Annotated in this window: 18 protein-coding genes; 10 read left to right on the forward strand and 8 right to left on the reverse strand. The window is 56.9% G+C overall.

Features of this window, described 5'->3' with window-relative positions:
* Positions 1-153: 153 nt before the first annotated feature.
* Entirely contained in the window at positions 154-1,362 is a 1,209-nt protein-coding gene (locus tag B5G42_RS11125) for an IS110 family transposase (RefSeq protein WP_087270331.1), read from the reverse strand.
* Positions 1,363-1,647: 285 nt separating this feature from the next.
* Between B5G42_RS11125 and B5G42_RS11130 the strand changes: the two genes are divergently transcribed.
* From B5G42_RS11130 to B5G42_RS18690, 5 genes are all read left to right on the forward strand, one after another.
* Positions 1,648-3,399 (forward strand): ABC transporter ATP-binding protein, encoded by a 1,752-nt coding sequence (locus tag B5G42_RS11130; protein ID WP_087270334.1) that lies wholly within the window; start codon positions 1,648-1,650, stop codon positions 3,397-3,399.
* Positions 3,396-5,135 carry an ABC transporter ATP-binding protein gene (locus tag B5G42_RS11135; RefSeq protein ID WP_087270337.1) on the forward strand — a complete coding sequence of 580 codons (1,740 nt, stop codon included), beginning with the start codon at positions 3,396-3,398 and terminating at the stop codon, positions 5,133-5,135. The genes B5G42_RS11130 and B5G42_RS11135 overlap by 4 nt, the downstream gene beginning before the upstream one ends.
* A 184-nt stretch (positions 5,136-5,319) precedes the next feature.
* Positions 5,320-6,006 (forward strand): class I SAM-dependent methyltransferase, encoded by a 687-nt coding sequence (locus tag B5G42_RS11140; RefSeq protein WP_087270340.1) that lies wholly within the window; start codon positions 5,320-5,322, stop codon positions 6,004-6,006.
* 6 nt (positions 6,007-6,012) lie between these two features.
* Positions 6,013-6,258 carry a heavy-metal-associated domain-containing protein gene (locus B5G42_RS11145; RefSeq protein WP_087238112.1) on the forward strand — a complete coding sequence of 82 codons (246 nt, stop codon included), beginning with the start codon at positions 6,013-6,015 and terminating at the stop codon, positions 6,256-6,258.
* A gap of 37 nt (positions 6,259-6,295) precedes the next feature.
* Positions 6,296-6,439 (forward strand): hypothetical protein, encoded by a 144-nt coding sequence (locus B5G42_RS18690; protein ID WP_242956833.1) that lies wholly within the window; start codon positions 6,296-6,298, stop codon positions 6,437-6,439.
* Between the two features lie 198 nt (positions 6,440-6,637).
* Here B5G42_RS18690 and B5G42_RS11155 read toward each other — a convergent pair whose 3' ends face one another.
* Positions 6,638-7,033 (reverse strand): metal-dependent transcriptional regulator, encoded by a 396-nt coding sequence (locus B5G42_RS11155; RefSeq protein WP_164475022.1) that lies wholly within the window; start codon positions 7,031-7,033, stop codon positions 6,638-6,640.
* Between the two features lie 262 nt (positions 7,034-7,295).
* Between B5G42_RS11155 and B5G42_RS11160 the strand changes: the two genes are divergently transcribed.
* Positions 7,296-7,847 carry a DUF3793 family protein gene (locus tag B5G42_RS11160; protein ID WP_087270346.1) on the forward strand — a complete coding sequence of 184 codons (552 nt, stop codon included), beginning with the start codon at positions 7,296-7,298 and terminating at the stop codon, positions 7,845-7,847.
* Between the two features lie 44 nt (positions 7,848-7,891).
* Positions 7,892-8,314 (forward strand): flavodoxin, encoded by a 423-nt coding sequence (locus tag B5G42_RS11165; RefSeq protein WP_006575242.1) that lies wholly within the window; start codon positions 7,892-7,894, stop codon positions 8,312-8,314.
* A gap of 85 nt (positions 8,315-8,399) precedes the next feature.
* Here B5G42_RS11165 and B5G42_RS18695 read toward each other — a convergent pair whose 3' ends face one another.
* A complete protein-coding gene (locus tag B5G42_RS18695) occupies positions 8,400-8,546 on the reverse strand; it encodes a hypothetical protein (protein ID WP_242961204.1) in 147 nt (48 codons plus the stop codon).
* On the opposite strand from B5G42_RS18695, the gene B5G42_RS11170 reads away from it, so the two are divergent.
* From B5G42_RS11170 to B5G42_RS11180, 3 genes are all read left to right on the forward strand, one after another.
* Entirely contained in the window at positions 8,536-9,345 is an 810-nt protein-coding gene (locus B5G42_RS11170; RefSeq protein ID WP_242961205.1) for a helix-turn-helix domain-containing protein, read from the forward strand. The two genes, B5G42_RS18695 and B5G42_RS11170, sit on opposite strands and share 11 nt — an antisense overlap.
* Before the next feature lie 168 nt (positions 9,346-9,513).
* Positions 9,514-9,786, forward strand: a complete 273-nt coding sequence (locus tag B5G42_RS11175) for a DUF6110 family protein (protein WP_006575244.1) — start codon at positions 9,514-9,516, stop codon at positions 9,784-9,786.
* 52 nt (positions 9,787-9,838) lie between these two features.
* Positions 9,839-11,932 (forward strand): heavy metal translocating P-type ATPase, encoded by a 2,094-nt coding sequence (locus B5G42_RS11180; protein WP_087270352.1) that lies wholly within the window; start codon positions 9,839-9,841, stop codon positions 11,930-11,932.
* A 245-nt stretch (positions 11,933-12,177) separates the two neighbouring features.
* Here B5G42_RS11180 and B5G42_RS11185 read toward each other — a convergent pair whose 3' ends face one another.
* The 5 genes from B5G42_RS11185 to B5G42_RS11205 form a co-directional block, all read right to left on the reverse strand.
* On the reverse strand, positions 12,178-12,522 hold the full coding sequence (locus tag B5G42_RS11185) for a cupin domain-containing protein (RefSeq protein ID WP_087270355.1): 345 nt from the start codon (positions 12,520-12,522) through the stop codon (positions 12,178-12,180).
* A 20-nt stretch (positions 12,523-12,542) separates the two neighbouring features.
* Positions 12,543-12,872: a cupin domain-containing protein gene (locus B5G42_RS11190; protein ID WP_087270358.1), complete on the reverse strand. Its 330-nt coding sequence runs from the start codon at positions 12,870-12,872 to the stop codon at positions 12,543-12,545.
* 78 nt (positions 12,873-12,950) lie between these two features.
* Positions 12,951-13,637 carry an ABC transporter ATP-binding protein gene (locus tag B5G42_RS11195; RefSeq protein WP_087270360.1) on the reverse strand — a complete coding sequence of 229 codons (687 nt, stop codon included), beginning with the start codon at positions 13,635-13,637 and terminating at the stop codon, positions 12,951-12,953.
* Positions 13,631-14,380 (reverse strand): ABC transporter permease, encoded by a 750-nt coding sequence (locus B5G42_RS11200; RefSeq protein WP_087270363.1) that lies wholly within the window; start codon positions 14,378-14,380, stop codon positions 13,631-13,633. The genes B5G42_RS11195 and B5G42_RS11200 overlap by 7 nt, the downstream gene beginning before the upstream one ends.
* Entirely contained in the window at positions 14,370-15,389 is a 1,020-nt protein-coding gene (locus B5G42_RS11205) for an ABC transporter substrate-binding protein (RefSeq protein WP_087270366.1), read from the reverse strand. The genes B5G42_RS11200 and B5G42_RS11205 overlap by 11 nt, the downstream gene beginning before the upstream one ends.
* Between the last annotated feature and the right edge of the window lie 13 nt (positions 15,390-15,402).

The raw sequence follows: 15,402 nt of genomic DNA on the forward strand, positions 1-15,402 counted from the left end.
ATAAGTTAGCAATAACTAACTAAAAAGACCTGCTAATAAAAGTCAAGTAGAAATTTCAGATTTTTAGAGAAGCAAAAAAGGCAACACAAAATCAAGCCGCTGAGCGTTTCAAAATTAAAACGGCGGCCAGCCAGATGGTATAACGCTGGGAAATCAGTCGTGTTCCAGAGAATCCAAGTAGGCTTTCACAGAAGCATAGTAAATGCGCAGGAACTTGTTGGCGGAGGCCATCATGTAGACACGGTAGGGCTTGCCCTCAGAGCGTTTCTTGTTCATGAACTGGTAGACCGGCTCATCCATTGGAGCGCATTGCAGGAGAACGCCCATCACCAGAAAAAGCGTTCTGCGCAGCGAGGCAGATCCCCGCTTGGAAATGCTGCGGCTACGAATATCCATTTGGCCGGATTGGTAAGGAGGGGCGTCAATGCCTGCAAAGGCCACCAGCGCTTTCTTGGAATGAAAACGGCGCACATCGCCAATTTCAGCCATGAGTTGGGGGCCGAGCGCGGGGCCAACACCAAACATCTCCATCACCACAGGATACTCCGGCAGAGAAGCCGCCAGAGACTGCATCTCCTGCTTAAGAGCAGCTAACGCGGCGGAAGTTGCCCGGAGTTGAGAAATGGCCTGTTCTACCAAAAGTTTTGCGGTATCCGTTTTGGGCATGACACCGAAGTGTCCACAGGCGGAAGCGTAAATGTCCAGCGCCTTATCTTCGCTGAAATTGTAGCCGTGCTTTTTGCACCATTTCTGGTACTTGGCGGTAAAGGCCTTCTCAGACAGGCCGCAGACGCACTCGCAGTGCCAAAAAGCAGCTACAAAGTCCACCCATTTCTCGCTGCCGTCGGCGCGGGGCGGACTGGTAAACAGGCGGTTTGCGTCCGGGAAAGCGGTGTCCAGGAGGGAAATCAGGTTGTTCTTCAGCATGGTCCGCACTTTGGAATACTGCTGGTACTGCCGGTAGCAAGACTTCAGCATGAGCCGGGTATCTTCCTCCGGGACATATCTCGGTAGCGTGAGCCAGTGGTCAAGGCCGTAGTTGGCCAGCTTCACGGCATCCTTCTTGTCAGTCTTGGCCCGTCTTAAACTGTTGTTCCCATAGTCATGCACCAGCATTGCATTGACTACGGAGACATAAAGCCCCGCGTCGTGGAGCAGCCAGGCCACCGGCGCGTGGTAATTGCCCGTGGACTCCATCACCACACGGGTCTCACCGTCCAGACTTTTGAGCAGCCTTGCCAGCTTACTCAGTTCGCTGTCGGTGTGAAGTACCTCAAAGGGTGAGACTACCACCTCTCCGAAGGGCCGCATGACGGCGATCATGCTTTTTCCTTTGGAAATATCGATGCCAACGCAGTTCATCCACATTCCTCCAATACAACGAATCTGCAACCGGAATCCATCTTTTCTCGCTGCCGATTCAATCTATTGGGTGACACGAACTCTCCGGCATCCGGTGGCTCAACCTGCTCAAATCGAACGCTGCAACAAGAGGATGGCTGACAGTCTTTCTAACGGACATAGAAGCCCAAGGAGTGAATGGTCAGCCAGTTGCTCCTCTTATTGTAGCTTAGGCACGAGATGGAGGGGAAACCGGACTGGCTGCCCGGCTTCCTTGTCCAAATTTATTGTAATAGGAGTGATACTGTGTTTCAAAAAGTCCTGCGCTACACTGGACGCCACCGGAAGACGACTTATGCCTCCATTCTGGTACTGGTGGCCGGCGTGGCCATGAGCGTGCTGCCCTATTTCTTCCTCTACCGCCTGCTGAGACCCCTGCTGACTGGGGGCAGTCTCACATTGGAGGAAACCCTGTTCAACGCCGGGGCCATGGCTCTGTGCATGGTCCTCTACGGCCTTCTCTATGTGGAGGGGCTGGCACTGTCCCACCGTTCCGCCTATCATACTTTGGAAAACCTCCGGCTCCATCTCCAGAGCAAGCTGGAAAAGCAGCCCCTGGGCGCGATCCAGGAGAAGGGCGTTGGCGTCTGGAAGAAGATGTTCATTGACGACATCGAGAGCATGGAACTTCTGCTGGCCCACGCCCTGCCGGAAGGGTTGTCCAATCTGGCGGTGCCGGTGGTGGTATTTGCGGCCATGTTCCTCACGGACTGGAAGCTGGGTCTGCTTTCCCTCTGCTCCCTTCCGCTGGGCGTACTGGCCATGGGCATGATGTACCGCTCCGGCATGAGCAAGATGGGAGACTACTACGCCGCCGGGCAGAAAATGAACAACACCATCGTGGAGTACATCAACGGCATGGAGGTAGTGAAGGTCTTCAACCGGGACGGAGAGTCCTATCACCGCTTTGAGACCGATGTAAAAAACTACCGTGATTTTACTCTGGATTGGTTCCGGGCCTGCTGGCTGTGGATGGCCCTCTACACCAGCATTTTGCCCTGCGTGGCGCTGGTGCTGCTGCCAGCCGGCGGCTATCTGGTACTCACCGGCGCCTCTACCTTGCCGGATTACGCGCTGGTATTGTGTATGTCTTTTTCCGTGGGACCGCCTCTGATCCGAGCCATGAACTTTATGTCGGTGCTGCCCCAGCTGAGCTACAAGATTGACCAAATGGAATCTCTGTTCAATATTCCGCCCCTGAAAGAAGGAAAAACGGATTTCAACGGAAACGATTTGCAGATCCGCTTTGAGAATGTGCGGTTTTCTTATGAAAAGGACGAAGTCCTCCACGGCATCTCCTTCTCTGTCCCACAGGGGAGCCTCACTGCTTTGGTGGGAGAATCCGGCAGCGGGAAGTCGACCCTTGCCAAGCTGCTGGTCCACTTTTACGATGTGACGGACGGACGCATCACGCTGGGGGGGCAAGACCTGCGAGAGATGTCCCTCGCCTCTCTGAATGAGCAGATCTCCTTCGTCGCGCAGGAGCAGTTCCTGTTCAACACCAGCCTGTTGGAGAACATCCGGCTGGGAAGACCCGGCGCCACCGACGAGGAGGTGCTGGCGGCGGCGGAACGGGCTCAATGCGGAGAGTTTCTGAAACGGCTGGAAAAAGGAATCTATACCATGGCCGGCGATGGCGGCAAAGGGCTTTCCGGCGGGGAGCGGCAGCGGATCGCCCTGGCCCGGGCGATTTTGAAGGACGCTCCCATCGTGGTGCTGGATGAGGCCACCGCTTTTTTGGACCCGGAGAATGAGGAGAAAATGAACGCCGCCATTGCCGAGGTGATCCGGGGCAAGACGGTCATCGTCATCGCCCACCGGCTTCAGTCCATTGCAGGTGCCGATCAGATCGTGGTGCTGGATCAGGGCAATGTGGCAGGGATTGGCCGCCACGATACATTGCGAAAGACTTGCCCCGCCTATGAAAAACTGTGGCGGGCTGCCGAGGGAGCCGCTGCCTGGCGTGTCTCTGCGGAGAAAGGAGGCGACGAGGCATGATCGCGCTGATGAAACGAATCCTGTCCGTATCCGGCCCCTATCAGGGGCGGATCAAGCTGGCCTTTGTCTTTGCGTTCCTGAAGGCCATGCTGTCCAAGGCCCCCATCGGTCTGTCCTTCTTGGCCCTGAGCGCTTTTCTCCAGGGAACCATGACGGCACGGCTGTGCCTGTGGCTGGCGGTGGGCACGGTGGGCTGCGTTCTGCTGGAGTGCCTGTGCCAGAACATCGCCGACCGGCTCCAGGCCGCGGCGGGCTATATGGTATTCGCCGATCTGCGCATGGAGCTGGGACGGCATCTGCGCCGCCTGCCCATGGGCTATTTCACAGAGGGCAACATCGGCAAAATCAGTTCCGTTCTGTCCACCGACATGGTGTTCATTGAGGAGAACTGTATGCACGACATTGCCAACATGATGAGCTATACCTTTGCCCAAGCCATTCTTGTGCTGTGGCTGGCCTTCCTGAATCCCTGGCTGGGACTGGCCGCCTTGGTGGTGGTAGGGATCATTTGGCAGCTGGGCCGCGCTTCCCTGGGGAGCACCCTGGCTCACTCTGATGTCCGACAGGAGCAGAGCGAGGCTCTCACACGGGCAGTGCTGGACTATGTGGAGGGCATTGGTATTGCCAAGACCTTCAACCTGCTGGGAGAGCGTTCCGAGCAACTCACCGAAAATTTCGCCCGGAGCCGCAAGGTCAGCATCGAGTTCGAGGAGAGCCAGGCTCCCTGGATGCGGGCCCTCTATCTGGTGTGCGGTCTGGGCTCGGTGCTGATAATCCCCCTGTCACTCTGGCTCTATGGCCGTGGGCAGCTCTCCATCACCTTCCTGCTGGGTGTCTTGCTCTTCGTCTTTGACCTCTTCGGCCCCATTAAGGCACTCTACAGCCAAGCCACCCGCCTGACGGTGATGAACGCCTGCATGGACCGGATCGAGGCGGTACTGGCCCAGCCAGAACTACCCGACCGGGGCCGGGAGACCTTACCCAAAGCCGGCGGTGCCCCGGAGGTGGAGTTCCGAAATGTCACCTTCGCCTACGGGGAGAAAGAGGTACTGCATGATGTCTCTTTCACACTGGAGAAAAACCGGATGCTGGCCCTGGTGGGGCCCTCTGGCGGCGGTAAAAGTACGGTAGCCAACCTGCTCTCCCGGTTTTGGGATGTCAAACAGGGCCAAATCTTAGTGCGGGGCAGGGATATCCGCGATATTCCTCTTTCTGATCTGATGGATCAGATCTCTATGGTGTTCCAGCGGGTCTACTTATTCCAGGATACCGTCTATAACAACATCGCCATGGGGCGGACGGACGCCACACGGGAGGAGGTTTATGAGGCGGCCAGAAAAGCCCGATGCTATGACTTCATCATGGAGCTGCCCGACGGCTTTGACACGGTCATCGGCGAAGGTGGAGCCAGCCTATCCGGCGGAGAGCGGCAGCGGATCTCCATTGCCCGCTGCATTCTGAAGGATGCTCCCATCGTCATTCTGGATGAGGCTACCGCCAGCGTGGATGCCGACAACGAGAGCTACATCCAGGAGGCCATCACCCAACTGTGCCGGGGCAAGACCCTGCTGGTCATTGCCCACAGGCTGAATACCATCCGCCACGCCGATGAGATCCTGGTCATTGACCAGGGACGCATCGTTCAGGCCGGCGCCCACGACACACTTATGGAGGAGGAGGGCATTTATCGCCGCTTCATCACCGCCCGCTCCAATCCCACCAGTTGGTGCCGGTAAAGGCAGAGGCGCAAAAGAAAAGAATGACCGGGTTGCGTGTCCCGGTCATTCTTCGTTCCAGCTTCTTCCCTTGATTGATCCCGGGGGGCATACAAATCCAATATAGTGGCATCTTGCAATTTCATGCGACAAAGAGTATGATGTAGTTAGCATGAACTAACCATCATTGAGGTGACCATACTGTATGGATGACAACAAGCAGTTTTGGGAGCGGTTTTCACGGCATTACGCCGGCTTCATGCGCCGCTCTCAGACAACCTATCAGCAGATATGCAAAGCAATGCGGCCTTTTCTGAAACGGGACATGGATGTGCTGGAGTTGGCCTGCGGAACAGGCCAGCTGTCCGTGCCGCTGTCTCCATGTGTCCGGAGCTGGGAGGCAACCGACTTTTCAGCTGAAATGATCCATCAGGCCAAAAAGCAGGTGCATTCGTCCCGGCTCCATTTCTCCGTCCAGGACGCTACCAAGCTGCCCTACGGCCCGGAGAGCTTCGATGCAGTCGTGATCTCCAACGCCCTCCATGTCATGCCTCACCCGGAAAAAGCTCTGGCGGAAGCCTGGCGGGTTCTGAAGCCGGGGGGATGGCTGTTCGCCCCCACCTTTGTCTGGGGCAAAAGCCGAAGCGCCAGACTCCGGCTCTGGTTCATGGGGCTTTCAGGCTTTCGGGTGTATCATGTCTGGACTGCCGGGGAGCTGATGGCATACCTGTCCGAGCGCGGCTATTCCATCGTTCGCCATCCACTTCTTGGAAGTTCGTTGGCGCCGCTGTGCTGTCTGATGGCCAGGAAGATCCCCGATGAACGGAGCGCGGCACGGCAGACCACCTTCCGGTCCGCGCAGTTCGATGATCCAAAAGTCAAGAAGGAGTGAGAGAACATGTGGAAGTACACAGTGGAAGTCAATGGAATGATGTGCGGGATGTGCGAGGCCCATGTCAATGACGCTGTGCGCAAAGCCTGCCCGGTCAAAAAGGTGAGTTCTTCCCGGAGCAAAAACCAGACCGTGATCCTCTCTGAAACAGAGCTGGACACGGAGGTGCTCATGAACGCCATTCGCGGCACGGGGTATGAGGTCGGAGCGATCCAGAAAGAGCCGTATAAAAAAAGAGGACTATTCGGTTGAGTTCATTGGCGGCAGCGGTCAGAAAAGAGGCGTGAATATGAACACGGCAATGCAGTCGTTTGGATATGGATTAGCGGCTCTGCTGTTTTGCATCGCTATTCTTGGCGTGTGCCATAATATCAAAAAAGCCGCCCGAAAGGTTTTGAAAAGCCAGCAGACACATAAGGATGAGCTGCCGTAAGCGTTTGGAGCTATGGAGCAGGTACGCTTGGCGGTGAACTTACACAGCAGGTCGCTCCTGATTTAAAAGCGCAGATCACATAAAAATGAGGTGGAGGCCATATCAAGGCTCCACCTCATTTGATATCCCGTGCCAAATGGCAGGTATTCACTTATCGCGTTGCCGCTCGATAGCAAAGTCCGCCAAATTTGCATAGCCTCATTGCCCGTGCGCATCTTCCCGCATTTTCGTTACCTGCTCCAAGTGCGCCTGCACAGCCGCAAAGGATTTTTCGCTGATCACATGCTCGATTCGGCAGGCATCTTCGGTCGCAGTCTCTTCGTCCACGCCTAATTCCATCAGCATCTGGCTCAACACCGTGTGGCGGGTGTACATCGTCTTAGCAATGGCAAGCCCGGTCTCCGTCAGGGTGATCGCACCGTCAGCATCCACATTCACATATCCGTCCTTTTTCAGAATGGACATGGCTCTGCTGACGCTGGGCTTGGTAAAGCCCAACTGCGCTCCCACATCGATAGCTCGAACGAAGGTGCTGTTCTGTGAAAGAATATAGATGGTTTCCAGATACATCTGGCCAGACTCGTGAATCGCCATAGGAACCTCCAAAAAACGGGCGTTTTGCTTATTATAACACAGGCGTCCGACAAGCGCCATTTTTTCTGTCAACAAAATCCATCCGTCCTCTTGACAAGCGGATTCATTCTATATATAATTTCTTTAGTTAGCTGCCGCTAACCAAAAGGCGTCAGCTATATTTTTGGCACATCGGTTAGCTGTCGCTAACAATATTTGCTTTCAGTTTTTCCATTTCTCCGTACAGTCTTCGTGTGGACATGATTTTGTGAGGAAAACGCCTATGTCAGAGGATCTGCTGATTCGCCATTGTTCTCCCACCCTGGCCGGGATCAAGACGGGAAACCTCTTTTCCTGCGCCTGCCCCAGCCGGAAGGATCTGACGCGAGACTTGTGCCGGCTGAACAAGAAACTGGTGCCCAAGGGCATTCGCATCCTGCCGCTCCGGGTTTGCAAAGGCCGCGCTTTGATTTACGCCTACCGGCCCCATGCGCTGGAGAGCGATCTGACCGATCACCGCGCCAGAGCCTTGCTTCTCAAATACGGCTATGTGCCGGAAAATCTCAATGGCTGTGTGGTCCACCTGATCCACCGGCTCCGGAGCGAGGGGGAATTTCCCCATGAGATCGGACTGTTTTTGAGCTATCCGCCGGAGGATGTGCTGGGCTTTATCTGCAATCGGGCGTGCAATCACAAGTGCGTGGGCTGCTGGAAGGTCTACGGCGACGAGCAGGCCGCCAGAAGCATCTTTGAAAAATACGAGATGTGCAGCAAAATCTACTCCCGGCAGTGGCAGCAAGGGAAATCCATCGAGCAGCTCACCGTGGCTGGTTGATGTTTCTACCATAACAAATCCAGAAAGAAAGGTCGTTGAGTCTTATGAGTAAAGTTGCAGTTGTGTATTGGAGCGGCACGGGAAACACCGAGGCCATGGCCATGGCGGTAGCCGAAGGCGCCAAAGGCAAGGGCGCCGAGGTATCTGTGATCACCGCCGCAGAGTTCTCACCGGAGCAGGTCGGCGAGTATTCCGCCATCGCTTTCGGCTGCCCCTCCATGGGGTCGGAGCAGCTGGAGGAGAGCGAGTTCGAGCCTATGTTCACCGCCTGTGAGGGCAGGCTGAGCGGGAAGAATATTGCTCTGTTCGGCTCCTACGGCTGGGGGGACGGCGAATGGATGCGCAGCTGGGAGTCCCGCTGCAACGACGACGGCGCCAATCTGGCCTGTGAGAGCGTGATCTGCAACGAGGCTCCGGACGATGACGCTCTGGCAGCCTGCCGCGAGCTGGGCGCATCTCTGGCCTGACAAAAACACCGCAGAAGGCAGGAGGATCTCGTCTCCTGCCTTCTCTCTGTATCCCCAGCCAGCATAGGCGAAACCAATTTCGAACTCAGAGAAACAGGTCGTGAGAAATCATGCTGAAAGAATACTTATTGAGGCAGGGCTCCGGCACGGGCCGCTGGAGCCACGGTATGCCGGGGGTGCAGATCTGCCGCTTTTCCCTGCCGGAGCCGGTGCAGGAGCCCTTGCGGCCCATCCCGGTGTGCGGCGCACCGCTCCAGTTTGAGGTGCTGTTCTGTTTGACCGGCCGCCTTGCCGTCCGGCCATTACAGGGGACTTCCTACACGGTGGAGGCTCCGGCCATTTTCCTCCTCTCCGACAGCTCCGCTCTCCGCTCGTGTCAGTATAGCGGAAATCTGGGCGGCATTTTGATCGCCGTAGACGCCAAAGCCGCAAAAGAAAGCCTTGTGACGGTCTGCTCCACCCTGGGGATGAGGTTGGACACCAGGATCGTCAAGGAGAAGATGACGGCGAGGAACGGCTGCATGGCCCTGTGCGGCACACCTTGGACGCATTCATTTTTTGAAACGGTTCGCTATCTGTCTGAGCAGGAGCAGGAACGCTACTGTGTTTTCAAGTCGGTGGAACTGCTGTATCTGCTCTGCACCGAGGTATCTGAATCGGATGAATCTTTCTCCGGCTTAGGCTGCCCAGTATCCCACAGTCTGTTGGAAGTCAAGGCATACATCCAGACGCATCTGTCTGATAAGCTCACCATTGCGTTCCTCTGCAAACAGTTTTCCCTTTCCCCCACCTTCTTGAAAGAAGGGTTCCGCCGCGCCTATGGCATGCCGATTCACAGCTTTTTGGTTCAACAGCGCCTCCGTCGGGCACAGGAGCTGATCTGCACCACCCGGATGCCCATTCAGCAAATTGCGCAGGCTGTAGGGTATGAAGGTATGAGCCAGTTCAACACAGCGTTCAAGCGGGAGTATGGCATGACTCCCGGCCAGTACAGAAAAATGTCGGAAACCGCAACTCTGCGTCCGTTTTGACAGCGACAAACACCCACGGTTTCTGCTACAATAATCAAACATTCCAAAGCATTCAAAGGAGTGACAGCGATGAAACAGCATCGTTTTTGGGCGTGGGGCGCTGTGATCTGCATGATTATGGTCATGGTCACCGGCTACAAACGGAAATAAGGGAAAGGAAGGATCACAATGAGCGTTTATACGAAACTTGCCTGCTTTGCGGGTGGTGCGTTGTTTGGTTCTTTTGGCATCAAGCTGCTGTCCAGCAAGGACGCCAAGAAAGCCTATGTCCATGTCACGGCCGCCGGTCTGCGGATGAAGGACTCGGTCATGGGGACTGTGACCACGGTGCAGGAAAACGCCGCGGACATTCTGGCCTCCGCCAAGGAGCTGAATGAGGACCGGGCTGCGAAGGAAGCGGAGGAAGCCGCCGCTGCCAATCTGGAGAGCGAAGAAGCCTGATTGACCCAGAGGGAGCCGCCAGCGGCTCCCTCTTTTCGTGAAGGAGGAACCTATGAACGCAACCATATTGCACGAGAGCCGGGGGCGCATCCGGTTCCGGCTGCGCCAGAAACAGATGACGCTCGCTCAAGCGGATCTGCTGGAAGCCTGGCTCCAAGGAAAATCCTGGACACGCCAGGTCACCGTCCATGAACGCACCTGCTGCGTCATCCTGTACTACGATGGGACTCGCCAAGCCGTGCTGAACGAAATTCGGCATTTTTCCTGGCAGGAGGCGGAGCGGACCACCGCGCTGCCCGCCCACAGCAGCCGGGCGCTGAACCGGGAATTTGAGGAGAAGCTGGTGGCAAAGGTGGTGTGCAAGGCCGCCTGCACCCTGTTTCTCCCGCCTCCGCTGCGCCTTGCCCGCATACTCTGGCACATGGTCCCCTTTGTGCGGCGGGGCCTGGGCTGCCTGCTGCGCCGCCGCGTCAAGGTGGAGCTGCTGGACGCCCTGTCCATTTCCATCTCGGCGTTCCGGGGCGACTTTGATACCGCCGGCACCGTCATGTTCCTGCTGGAGGTGGGCGAGCTGCTGGAGGAGTGGACAAGGAAGAAATCTGTGGCGGATCTGGCCCGGTGCATGTCGCTGAATGTGGACCGGGTCTGGCTGCGCACAGCCCAAGGCGAAGTGCTGGTTCCTGTGTCCCAGATCCAGCCGGGGGATGCAGTAGTCGTCCGCGCCGGCGGCATCATCCCCGTGGATGGTCTGGTGCTGGAGGGGGAGGTCACCGTCAATCAGGCGTCCCTCACCGGAGAGTCCATCCCGGTACCCAAGCGCCCCGGCGGCGCGGTTTATGCCGGCACCGTGGTAGAGGAGGGCGAATGTGTGCTGGAGGTAAAGCAAGCCTCCGGCCAGAGCCGCTATGACCAGATCGTCCACATGATCGAGCAGTCGGAGCAGATGAAGTCGGAGGCCGAGAGCAAGGCCGCCAATCTGGCGGACAAGCTGGTGCCCTATACCTTTATAGGGAGTCTGATGAGCTTCGTCCTTACCCGGAATGTGACACGGGCTCTGTCGGTGCTGATGGTGGACTTCTCCTGCGCCCTGAAGCTGGCCATGCCCCTGGCCGTTCTCTCCGCCATGCGGGAGGCGGGACGCGCCCACATCACCGTCAAGGGCGGCAAGTTCCTGGAGGCGGTGGCTGCCGCCGACACCATCGTTTTCGACAAGACCGGCACCCTGACTCATGCCTGCCCCCGGGTGGCTCAGGTGGTATCTTTCGGCACCAAGGAGGAAGCCGAAATGCTGCGGCTGGCCGCCTGCCTGGAGGAACACTTTCCCCATTCCATGGCCAACGCCGTGGTGGAGGAGGCGAAGCGCCGGGGCCTGCGTCACGAGGAGTACCACTCCAAGGTGGAATATCTGGTGGCCCACGGCATCGCCAGCACCGTCGATGGGGAGCGGGTCCTCATCGGCAGCGCCCACTTTGTCTTTGAGGATGAGGGCTGCGTCATTCCGGAAGGCGAACAGGAGCGCTTTGACGCCCTGCCGCCGGAGTATTCTCACCTGTACCTTGCCGTAGGCGGACAGCTGGCCGCCGTGATCTGCATCTCCGACCCGCTGCGGGAGGAGGCGGAGGAAGTCCTCTCTGCCCTCCGCACTTTGGGGATTACCAGCACCGTTATGCTCACCGGAGACAGTTACCGCACCGCCGCAGCCATTGCCGCCCAGGTGGGAGTGGATGACTTCCGCGCCGGAGTCCTTCCGGCGGACAAGGCGGAGTATGTGGCACGGCTCCGTCGGGAGGGGCATACTGTCCTGATGGTAGGCGACGGCATCAACGACTCGCCGGCCTTGTCCGAGGCGGACGCGGGCATCGCCATCAGCGACGGCGCCGCCATCGCCCGGGAGATCGCGGACATCACCATCGCTGCCGACAGCCTCTGGGAACTGGTGGAGCTGCGCCGGATCGCCATGGCTCTGATGGCGCGCATCCACTCCAATTATCGTTTTGTCATCGGCTTCAACGGCGCCCTGATCGCTCTCGGTGTGGCAGGAGTCCTGCCACCAGCCACCTCCGCCACGCTGCACAATCTTTCCACCCTGGGCGTCAGCTTACGGAGTATGAGTGCATTACCACTTAGCAAAAAGAATACACCATGACGAATAAGGAGAGGCAATCTACAGAGATCGCCTCTCCTTATTTTACTTCTTTCTAAATAGGTAATTATTTGCCTGATACATGCCTCTATATACCCAACGCCTGTGCATGGAAAAAACCGTGCTGCTTGTCACGAATGATCCCACAGAGCTGGATATGCTGGGTGTGCCGAATTGCTGACAGGACTGGAATAAAAAACGGGCTTCACAGATGTCAAAATGCTTCTATGGAGTCCGTTCTTTTTCTGTCAGCAGGACGGGGTCTTCACGACCACCAGGTACATCTTGAACGCTGTCACGCCCTGTACTGCGTGAGGGATGCCGGCAGGCATGATAATGGCTTCTCCTGCGTTTAGGGTGTGGGGAACGCCGTCAATGGTAATTTGTGCCGTTCCTTCCAAAATAGTCGCCATAGCGTCTCCGGGAGCAGCGTGGGTGCTAATGGCCTCACCCGCATCAAAGGCAAACAGGGTGATCCCCGCACCGGGCTGTTGGGCCAGGGTCAGGCTGACAACCTTACCCCCTTCATATTCCACTTGCCCCTTCAAGGCAAAGGGCTGCGCATGAGGGACATTCTTAATCAGAGTTTCCATGAGTTATTCCTCCTAAATCATTATGAAAGCGTGATCTGCAGCAGCTTGCAGCCATCCGGAGCAACTACTGCGTGGGGGGTATGGGCGGGAACTGCCAGGCAATCGCCCGTTTGAAGACAGCGGCTGTCCTCCCCCACAGAGACATAAAGCGCCCCCTCCAGAATGTAGTAGAGGGTATCGCCAAAATAGCATTCCTCACTGATACTCTCTCCGTCGCCGAAGGCCAAAAGAGTCATTTGGCAGTGTTCCTGCCGGCTCATAGCCATACTGACCACGCGGCCAGGTTGAATCTGAATCAGCTGGGTGAGCTGCTGGGGCTGCTGTGTGGGCAGGTTGCGTAAAAAGTCCATTGCTCATACCTCCATGGGTCGTTTTATCCTTATGATACCCCAGGAAACGGGATCATTCCATTGCCACAGCAACAACGATCAGGCTGTGATGCGACCAATAATTTCCCGCCGGATCTCCGTCAGTTCCGGCGCCGAGGCATCCCGGCCTTCCCGGCCAGGCAGGGTGATCCATGTTTGAATGGTGGTTGGCCTGGGTGTCAGGACAGCAATTCGGGTGGCCACGGTCAACGCCTCATCAATTTCGTGGGTGACAAACAGAACGCCCGGCTTTTTGATCTTCCAGATCTCCAGAAGCATATTCACCATCTCCATGCGAATGCCGTAGTCCAGTCCCTGAAAGGGCTCATCCATCAGGAAGAACTCTCCGCCGAAATGGAAGGCCCGTGCCAGCGCACATCGACGGGCCATGCCCCCGGAGAGCTGCGTAGGATAGTATCCCTCAAAGCCTTTCAGCCCTACATCCGAAATGAGGGTACGCACAGCCTCCGGCTCAGCATCCTCACGAACCAGACGGATGTTTTCTTCCACCGTTCGCCACGGCAGAAGGCGGGGACTTTGAAACATATAGCTCAGCCGAGTATCGGTTGCCTTGATGGTACCCGTGTCAGGTGTTGCCAGGCCTGAAATCAGGTTAAGAAGCGTGGTCTTTCCGCAGCCGGAGGGACCGATCAGAGCCACGATCTCCCCCGGAGAAAGGGTCAAAGACAAGTCAGACAGGACAGGTAATCCGTCATAGGACTTGGTGATTCCGCTCAGTTTCAGCATGTCACACCTTCTTTCCCACAAAAAGCCATCCTCAGCAATCTTTGTGTGAGATAGCATCCCAATACCAGCAGCAGCGACCAGGCAATGATGGCATCGGGCTCGATGTTGAGCCGGGCCGTGGTGATGGCTCCTCCGATTCCGCTGTTTGTAGTAAGAACCTCTCCCATAACTGCCAGCTTCCATCCGCCTCCGATCACGATTTCCAGCGCTGAGCGGAAATAAGGGCGGATAGAAGGAAGGGTTACATGGCGCAGCATCTTCCAGCGGGAAAATTGGTAAAGGCGCGCCATCTCCAACAGCTGTGGATCTACGCTGCGGACGCCGTGACTGAGGTTGATGACCACAGTTGGAACTGTGGCTGTGGCCACGATGAAGACGCAAGGCTTTCCGTTAAATCCAAACCACACCAGTGCCAGAACCACCCAGCATACGGGCGGAATGGCCTGGAGCACATGGATCAGTGGAGTTCCCACATCCTCTATCTTGGGACACAGGCCAAACAACAGCCCCAGAACAGCGCCAACGCCCACACCGATGGCCAGGCCGGCAATCAGCCTCAGGATCGTTGTTCCTATGGTGGCTCCGAAATCCGACTGCGTCATCAACCGAAACAATGTAGAAAGAACTTGGGCAATGGGGGGCACCACCAGCGGCGGGAAAAAGAGAGATGCCAGCTGCCAGGCTCCCAGCAGCAGGCACACTCCCGAGGCACGGCGGAACCACAGTCCCGCCTTACCCTGCATAGAACAGCCCCTCATCGGGCAGCTTTCCACCGATCATAGAGGGCTCAAAGTTGTAAAGAAGGTTATAAAAGGTATCCAGTTCCTCTTTGGCGTCCTGGGCACTCTTAAAAGTCAAGCCCATATTGGGAATCGCTGCCTCCACAATTGCGGCTTTCATGCCCAGATACTCCTCAGCCAGCGCAGCAGCCTCAGCCGGGTGATCCAACACCCACTGCACGCTCTCCTCATAGGCGGCCTGGAACTGGGCGGCCAGCTCAGGGTTCTCGTCCAGGAATGTCTGCGTGGTGCCGAAGCCCGCGTTGGGGATCATGGTATCGGTGCCGGTGGATCGCTGCCACTCGGTTTCAAAGCTGAGTGCCCGGCGCACATTCTCATTCTGTACCATGGCGGAAGTAACCTGGGGCTCGATCAAGGTGGCGTATTCCGCCTCCCCGGAGGCCAAAAGGGCGGCTACTTCTGCAGTACTGGCGTAGACCACCTGGACATTTTCACCCACCGTCAGGCCGGCCTCACTCATAAAATACTGGGTGAGCGCATCTGGAGGAGAGGACTGAAGCGGAATATATACCGTCTTGCCCTCCAGGTCGCTCCAGGTTGTGAAATTCGGATCGGTGGTCATAAAGTACGTAACGCCCCAGGTGTTCACATTCATCAGACGTACATCAAGTCCCTTATTATAGAGGGTGGATATCACGGTCAGGGGAAATGCGTACAGGTCATGTTCTCCGCCCTGGACCATAGCCAGAAGTTCTTCCGGGGCATTCCACACATTCAGGTCAATTGTCACATTCTCCCCCAGCAGCTGCTCCTCCATCATGTGAAGAACCGGCAGAGCAGGCGGGGCAGTGGGCACGCCTACAGAGATGGTAATCGGTTCGGCGGCCTGGCTGGATTCCTCTGCTGTGTCGTTTTGGTTGGTGCTGTCCGCAGGCGCATTGCCCCCGGCACAGCCGGCCAGGGCAAAGAGCATCATAGCAGAAGCCAGGATGGAAGCAAGAGTGCGTTTCATTTGAGATCCTCCA

The organism is Flavonifractor sp. An91 (assembly GCF_002159225.1).
Taxonomy (GTDB): Bacteria; Bacillota; Clostridia; order Oscillospirales; family Oscillospiraceae; genus Flavonifractor; species Flavonifractor avicola.

What these genes read in the sequence shown, in the direction of transcription:
- B5G42_RS11125 (WP_087270331.1), bottom strand. Translation starts at nt 1,362, where the DNA reads ATGAACTGCGTTGGCATCGATATTTCCAAAGGAAAAAGCATGATCGCC.
- B5G42_RS11135 (WP_087270337.1), top strand. Translation starts at nt 3,396, where the DNA reads ATGATCGCGCTGATGAAACGAATCCTGTCCGTATCCGGCCCCTATCAG.
- B5G42_RS11140 (WP_087270340.1), top strand. Translation starts at nt 5,320, where the DNA reads ATGGATGACAACAAGCAGTTTTGGGAGCGGTTTTCACGGCATTACGCC.
- B5G42_RS11145 (WP_087238112.1), top strand. Translation starts at nt 6,013, where the DNA reads ATGTGGAAGTACACAGTGGAAGTCAATGGAATGATGTGCGGGATGTGC.
- B5G42_RS18690 (WP_242956833.1), top strand. Translation starts at nt 6,296, where the DNA reads ATGAACACGGCAATGCAGTCGTTTGGATATGGATTAGCGGCTCTGCTG.
- B5G42_RS11155 (WP_164475022.1), bottom strand. Translation starts at nt 7,033, where the DNA reads ATGGCGATTCACGAGTCTGGCCAGATGTATCTGGAAACCATCTATATT.
- B5G42_RS11160 (WP_087270346.1), top strand. Translation starts at nt 7,296, where the DNA reads ATGTCAGAGGATCTGCTGATTCGCCATTGTTCTCCCACCCTGGCCGGG.
- B5G42_RS11165 (WP_006575242.1), top strand. Translation starts at nt 7,892, where the DNA reads ATGAGTAAAGTTGCAGTTGTGTATTGGAGCGGCACGGGAAACACCGAG.
- B5G42_RS18695 (WP_242961204.1), bottom strand. Translation starts at nt 8,546, where the DNA reads ATGGGCCGCAAGGGCTCCTGCACCGGCTCCGGCAGGGAAAAGCGGCAG.
- B5G42_RS11175 (WP_006575244.1), top strand. Translation starts at nt 9,514, where the DNA reads ATGAGCGTTTATACGAAACTTGCCTGCTTTGCGGGTGGTGCGTTGTTT.
- B5G42_RS11180 (WP_087270352.1), top strand. Translation starts at nt 9,839, where the DNA reads ATGAACGCAACCATATTGCACGAGAGCCGGGGGCGCATCCGGTTCCGG.
- B5G42_RS11185 (WP_087270355.1), bottom strand. Translation starts at nt 12,522, where the DNA reads ATGGAAACTCTGATTAAGAATGTCCCTCATGCGCAGCCCTTTGCCTTG.
- B5G42_RS11190 (WP_087270358.1), bottom strand. Translation starts at nt 12,872, where the DNA reads ATGGACTTTTTACGCAACCTGCCCACACAGCAGCCCCAGCAGCTCACC.
- B5G42_RS11195 (WP_087270360.1), bottom strand. Translation starts at nt 13,637, where the DNA reads ATGCTGAAACTGAGCGGAATCACCAAGTCCTATGACGGATTACCTGTC.
- B5G42_RS11200 (WP_087270363.1), bottom strand. Translation starts at nt 14,380, where the DNA reads ATGCAGGGTAAGGCGGGACTGTGGTTCCGCCGTGCCTCGGGAGTGTGC.
- B5G42_RS11205 (WP_087270366.1), bottom strand. Translation starts at nt 15,389, where the DNA reads ATGAAACGCACTCTTGCTTCCATCCTGGCTTCTGCTATGATGCTCTTT.